Source organism: Fusibacter sp. (assembly GCF_057447755.1).
The window spans coordinates 1-6120 of sequence record NZ_JBVBZF010000215.1 but is presented as its reverse complement, the minus strand read 5'-3'; the positions used below and the strand labels follow the sequence as shown (position 1 = coordinate 6120).

6 protein-coding genes are annotated in these 6120 nt (G+C 37.5%); 3 read left to right on the top strand and 3 right to left on the bottom strand.

The window, feature by feature from the left end; all coding sequences use genetic code 11:
- From AC220I_RS16795 to AC220I_RS16785, 3 genes are all read right to left on the bottom strand, one after another.
- Positions 1-946 (bottom strand): cache domain-containing protein (locus tag AC220I_RS16795; protein WP_486725018.1); only part of this gene is annotated, 946 nt, incomplete at its 3' end.
- Between the two features lie 32 nt (positions 947-978).
- Positions 979-1560, bottom strand: coding sequence for a nitroreductase family protein (locus AC220I_RS16790; protein WP_486725017.1), 582 nt, complete (start codon positions 1558-1560; stop codon positions 979-981).
- Positions 1561-1611: 51 nt separating this feature from the next.
- Positions 1612-2637, bottom strand: coding sequence for an ABC transporter substrate-binding protein (locus tag AC220I_RS16785; RefSeq protein ID WP_486725016.1), 1026 nt, complete (start codon positions 2635-2637; stop codon positions 1612-1614).
- A 165-nt stretch (positions 2638-2802) separates the two neighbouring features.
- Here AC220I_RS16785 and AC220I_RS16780 point away from each other — a divergent pair, with 165 nt between their 5' ends.
- Genes AC220I_RS16780 through AC220I_RS16770 form a run of 3 tightly spaced genes read left to right on the top strand, consistent with a single transcriptional unit; the run spans position 2803 to position 6040 of the window.
- Positions 2803-4563: a menaquinone biosynthesis decarboxylase gene (locus AC220I_RS16780; RefSeq protein WP_486725015.1), complete on the top strand. Its 1761-nt coding sequence runs from the start codon at positions 2803-2805 to the stop codon at positions 4561-4563.
- A complete protein-coding gene (locus tag AC220I_RS16775; RefSeq protein WP_486725014.1) occupies positions 4550-5431 on the top strand; it encodes a UbiA-like polyprenyltransferase in 882 nt (293 codons plus the stop codon). Before AC220I_RS16780 ends, AC220I_RS16775 begins: the two co-directional genes overlap by 14 nt.
- A 12-nt stretch (positions 5432-5443) precedes the next feature.
- A complete protein-coding gene (locus tag AC220I_RS16770; protein WP_486725013.1) occupies positions 5444-6040 on the top strand; it encodes a UbiX family flavin prenyltransferase in 597 nt (198 codons plus the stop codon).
- Positions 6041-6120 lie beyond the last annotated feature (80 nt).

Here is a 6120-nt window from a genome sequence, read left to right as displayed (position 1 = left end):
TTGCAAGGACAAGACCGATGATCAGCGCAAAAAATAGTACAATACTTTGTATAATAGCAAGCTGATTAGTGGCATCAAGTATTTCTCGATTGACCGTATTCTTATTTTGCTCCACCACAATCATCCAATTGTAATCTTTTAAAAAAGTAATAGAAGCATAGTAATCATCATCACCTATGGCGTATCGCGTATTAATATTTTGATGATTTTCCAATATATGAGTGATTTCCTCTTCACTGTCACGTGGTTTTATACCGAGCTCGGTTAGAGATATGAGTTTTTTTTCAATTTTATAATCTGGATGGATAACCAATGCACCTGTAGCATCAGCAATCCAAATTTTGCCATCAAATCCCCGCTTAACATTTTCTAATATTTTTTCAATGTTGCCAAGTGGAATACCTGAACCAATTAAGCCAATAATTTCAGAACGCTTATTTTTAACAGGTGCAGCGATGATAAAGTGTGGCTTATTAAGGACACTACTCACAAGGAGGTCGCTCATGGTGGATTCGTTTTGGTCAGCCATGATGTCCCAGTAGTAATCACGATCGGTATACAGCCTTCCCTGAACATTATCATTTGATGGCTTTGAAAAAACCATTTGAGATTTTTGATTCATGAAAAAGATCAAGTCAAAGTAATTAAAATTGTCATAAATCCTAAAAATCTCACTTTTAATTTGGTCAAGGTTACCACTACTCTGTGATGAAAAATTGGCTGCAGTAATTACGGTATCAGTGGCGTTCTCTAGATATAGTGATAATTCATTTGAGATCATTTCAGAGATGATCATATTTTTAGATTCTATATTGTCTTCGAGTTTATACCTAAAGATTAATTGTAAAAATAGTCCTGTGACGAGGACGCAGATTAAGGCGAACATCGAAATGAAAAAGGGGATCCTAAACTGAATACTATTGCGACGCAGTGATATTTTTTTCATAATCGATGACCTCCCCTTGTTTGAAATTTTTACTATTTAAAACGATTATAAAAGACGATTTCATGGATGTCTTTTTTTTCACGCGGTTTCGGTGGGTTTAATGGATAGCCAAATGCCACTATTTCAGAGGGTATAATATGCTGTGGTAGATTTAAGAGCTTTGCAACCTCTTCTACATTAAAATACGAAATAAAGGTACTGTAAATGCCATATTCAAGTGCTACCAAGCTCATCTGAGTAGCTGGTATTTTTGTCTGATGTTCTTCAAGACATATAGACGCATAAAGATTGGGATCCATCTTTTTAACAGCTTCTTTCCACCTTGGAAATCGACTGTTCTGAATAAAATACCCATCATCTTCTAATGGAACAATCTGTGAACAGAAGACGACCAAAAGAGGTGCTGATTTTATCCACTTCTGATTATAAGCCATTTCGGCAATTGTATCGATTAGAGCAGTATCTGTAATCACACCAAAACGCCATGCTTGCTCGTTTCCACCTGATGGCGAAAGACGACCCGATTCCAGCATTTGGGCTAATATTTCACCATCAATTGGCCTTTTATCAAACTGCCTAACGCTGGTTCTTTTTTTAATCAATTCGATAAGCATATATGCCTCCATATGTAAATGAACTGCTTATGACAGCAGCTCAATATTAAACTAATTATTTGGTATATGTGTCAAATCTGAAAGCGTATTATAGTCAAAGTCGTCATGAACCAAGCCATTTTCCTGCATCCATTTTAAAGTGACATCATAAGTGCCTTGGTCTGGTGCTTCAACATGATTGAAAGTCGGCATATCAAATTGATCTGCTAAAATTGGTGGGAAGCCAAGCTCGCTGATTAAAAGATCAAAGTATTCAGAGCTTGGTGTGGTATTGAGGTAATCGACAGCTTCATTGTATGCTTCATACATGAGTTCAAGGCTTTTGCCATGATCTGCAATGGCAAGATCAGACGCTATAAAGATCCCAGGATATAAACCAAACTCTTCTGTACTGCCAACCATGACGCCACCTTCAAGTACAGCAGCTGATGCAAGCGGATCAGGAAGGGTTGCACCTTGTAATTCGCCTGCCTTTAACATCTCAAGTCTTACTGGCATTTGTGGAATGGCAACCTTTTCAAGTTTATTGGTAAAGGCTTTTGAATCTGCAATCTTCTCAGTTGCAAAATCGATGACTGTGTTTGATGAAAGACCAATTGAAAGCTGATCAAGTGCTAAGAAGTCTGCTTCATTTAAGTTGGGTGAAGTTATCATTTTATAGTTTCCATAGGTTTGACCGATCATCTTGGCCCCAAAGCCAGACTCGTTATAGAATAATATTGTAAGCATGTCAGCCATTGCACCCTGTAAATTTCCGGTTTGTAGTGCTGTATCTCTATCTAGAGCACTTCTAAATACTGTGATTTCCACAGGTAGATTTCGACTGGCAAAATAACCATTCTCCTTGGCGATGATAAAGGGAATTGCACCCACATCAGACATTACGCCTATCTTTAGTGTTGGTAAAAGTTCTTCTTTGCTGGTATCCACAGTCGTTTCGCTAGTAGCTTCATTTGTGGTTTCCTTAGTTGCTGTTTGATTTTCGGCACTATTACTTTGTGACGCTGTGTCTTGTGAACAGCCCACTAAAGAAAAAATCATAATGGTTACGAATAAAATTGATAAAAAACGCTTCATTAATTTCCTCCTAATGCAGTTCTTTCTGATTAATTTTTATGCACTGCTAATACATTTTAGCATATTCATATACAAGTGACTAGTTTCAATAGCTTGATATTTAACACTTTAGTTGACACTCCCCTTTAAAATGGCTACAATTTTAAGTGAATTGGAGGGTTTGGTATGACATATAGAGATTTACCAAAATTTTTAGAAGCATTAGAATCAAAGCACTTGATGGATACAATAGAAATAGAAGTTGATCCCGTGCTTGAAATTACTGAAATTGCAGATCGAGTATCCAAGCAATACGGTAAAGCATTGAAATTTACAAATGTAAAGGGTTCACCTTTTCCACTTGTTATAAATGCAATGGGCACTTATGAACGGTTAAATCTGGGTTTAGGTGTTGAAAATCTAGATGAAATTGCTGAACAAATCGAGGATTATATGGATTTAAGTGCTTATGTGACATTAAAAGGAAAAATTCAATCCATTCCTAAACTTGCACCCCTGCCTTTTATCTTTCCTAGAAAAATCAAACATGCACCTTGTCAAGAGGTGGTTTCTGAACCTAATCTTGATCTGTTGCCAATCATTAAATGTTGGCCCCAGGATGGCGGTAAGTATATTACTTTACCACTTGTCTTCACTAAAGATCCTGAGACTGGTCAACAGAATGTAGGTATGTATCGTCTACAGGTTTACGATGAAAAAACAACTGGCATGCACTGGCACCTTCATAAAGATGGTAAGGAAATCTATGAGAAGTATCGCAAGTTGGGTAAAAAAATGCCTGTATCCGTTGCAATTGGATGTGATCCTGCAACGATTTACTCAGCAACAGCGCCACTTCCTAAGATGATTGATGAGATGATTTTTGCAGGATATTTAAAAAGAAGACCCATAGAGCTTGTCAAATGTATTTCAAATGATATATATGTACCTGCACACGCAGAATTTATCCTTGAAGGTTATGTGGACCTTGAAGAATTAAGACTTGAAGGTCCATTTGGAGACCATACAGGCTATTATTCGCTTGCAGATTATTACCCTGTATTTCATTTAGAAAAAATGACCCATAAAAAGAATCCAATCTATCCGACCACCATTGTTGGGAAACCACCTATGGAGGATTGTTATTTGGGTAAGGCAACAGAACGAATCTTTTTACCCCTGATGAAAATTCAATGTCCTGAGCTTGTTGATATCGACTTCCCGCTTGAAGGTGTATTTCATAATTGTGCCATCGTTTCTATTAAAAAAGCGTTTCCCATGCATGGCAATAAAATACTCTATGCCTTATGGGGACTTGGTCAAATGATGTATACCAAGATGATAATAGTAGTAGATGAAAGTGTGGATGTTCACGACTATAAGGCTGTTTTAAAGCATATGATTCAAAATGTGACGCGTAAAAATCACTTGGTCATCTCTGAAGGACCTCTGGATGCGCTTGATCATGCATCAAATAGAGCTTTTCAAGGCTTCAGACTAGGTGTTGATGCCACTCGAAAATTACCACTAGAACAAACAGGGACCTTTTTATGGGAGGGTCAAGGCGACTCATCAAATGAATTTGAAACGCTTATGTCAAAACATGTAGAGATTACCCCTTTCCCTAAGACCTCAAGTTTAAAGGCAAGGGATTTATTAAATATTAAAGCCTTGGATTTGTCAGCCAAGAACTTTGTCGTTTTAATTGACGAATGGATTGATTATACAGACCTATCCACTGTAACTTGGAAAATCTTTAATAATATTGATCCTATGAGGGATATGGTTATATCTGAAAGAACGGATGGGACTTTATTTGTCGGTATTGACGCCACTAAAAAAGGACCTGAGGACGGCTTAATGAGACCATGGCCAGATGATATTGAAATGAGCCAAGATATCATTGATAAGGTTAATCAAAGGTGGTCTGAATATGGCTTCAAATAATATGCTGGGTAAAATAAAAGAAAAATTAAAGACCTATGGAGAGCTTGTAATGTTCTCTCATACACTTTTTTCCCTCCCCTTTGCACTAATGGCCATGTTTATTGCTGCAGATGGACTTCCAAGTGGACGCTTGTTTTTTTGGATAATGGTAGCCTTGTTTGCAGGAAGAAATGGTGCAAATGCACTTAACCGATACGTTGACGCAGAATTTGATCAAAAAAATCCACGAACAGCTCATAGACACATTCCCGCAGGACTTGTAAAGCGAAATGAAGCTCTGTATATTACGATAATCTGTTATATCGTATTTGTTTTTGCGGCTTGGCAAATTAATGTTATTTGCTTCCTCTTATCACCTGTGGCACTTGCACTCTTTACACTTTACTCTTATACAAAGCGATTCACTTGGCTGTGTCATGTGATTTTGGGAATTACCTGTGCAGGTGCACCTGTTGGTGCTTGGTTAGCTGTTACTGGAAGCTTTTCACTTGTGCCTCTTGTTTTTGCGGCCATTGTAACACTTTGGGTAAGTGGCTTTGACATTATTTATGGTACACAGGATATTGAATTTGACAGAGCAACGGGTCTTTTTTCAATTCCTGCGCGTTTTGGCTATAAAGGTGCACTATGGATTGCAAGAATTTTTCATTTCATGATGTGGATCTTGTTGATTTCTTTATTTTTTATAACGAATTTGGGTATTGTATATATAATAGGTGTGATGATAAGCGGAATTCTTCTGATTTTAGAGCATTATATGGTAGAGCCGTCACACCGTGCTAAGATGAACTTTGCTTCGTATCACATCAATCAAATCATCTCAATGCTCTTGCTTACGGTGACTAGTTTAGATGTATTTATCTTTTAATTTGGAGGCATTATGAAAAAAATAATAGTTGGCATCACTGGTGCCAGCGGTAGCATATTTGCACATAGACTAATAGAATGCCTTTTAGAATTAGGACATGAGGTTCATCTTGTGGCGACATCAAATGGTGAAAAGGTTTGTGCATATGAACTTGACCAATCTTTTAAAGCATTAATCAAGCATTATCAAGGTATTTCAGTGAATCAGAGCAGTCAAAATGCACGCCTGTTTATTTATGATAACGATGATTTGTTCTCACAGATCGCCAGCGGTTCTTATAAAACGGATGCCATGGTTGTAGTACCCTGTAGTATGGGAACCCTTGCGAGAATTTCTCAGGGTTTATCGGATAACCTACTTAACAGAGCGGCAGATGTCATGATTAAGGAACAGCGAAAGCTCGTACTTGTAACACGTGAATCCCCTCTTTCTCCAATTCACCTTGAAAATATGTTGAAGCTCAGCAGACTGGGTGTGGTCATCATGCCTCCAGTGCCAGCCTTTTATAATAAGCCAGCAACACTGTCAGAGAGCATTGACATGAGTGTCGGTAGAATTCTAGAGATTGTAGAAGTTGAAAATCCTCACCATAAAGTATGGAGAAAATAAAATGAAAACTGAATTGTTGATGGTTATTAAAGACCTATCAGTACACTATAAAAATAGATCAGCCCTTCATAAAATCTCCT

What these genes read in the sequence shown, in the direction of transcription:
- AC220I_RS16785 (WP_486725016.1), bottom strand. Translation starts at nt 2,637, where the DNA reads ATGAAGCGTTTTTTATCAATTTTATTCGTAACCATTATGATTTTTTCT.
- AC220I_RS16770 (WP_486725013.1), top strand. Translation starts at nt 5,444, where the DNA reads ATGAAAAAAATAATAGTTGGCATCACTGGTGCCAGCGGTAGCATATTT.
- AC220I_RS16775 (WP_486725014.1), top strand. Translation starts at nt 4,550, where the DNA reads ATGGCTTCAAATAATATGCTGGGTAAAATAAAAGAAAAATTAAAGACC.
- AC220I_RS16780 (WP_486725015.1), top strand. Translation starts at nt 2,803, where the DNA reads ATGACATATAGAGATTTACCAAAATTTTTAGAAGCATTAGAATCAAAG.
- AC220I_RS16790 (WP_486725017.1), bottom strand. Translation starts at nt 1,560, where the DNA reads ATGCTTATCGAATTGATTAAAAAAAGAACCAGCGTTAGGCAGTTTGAT.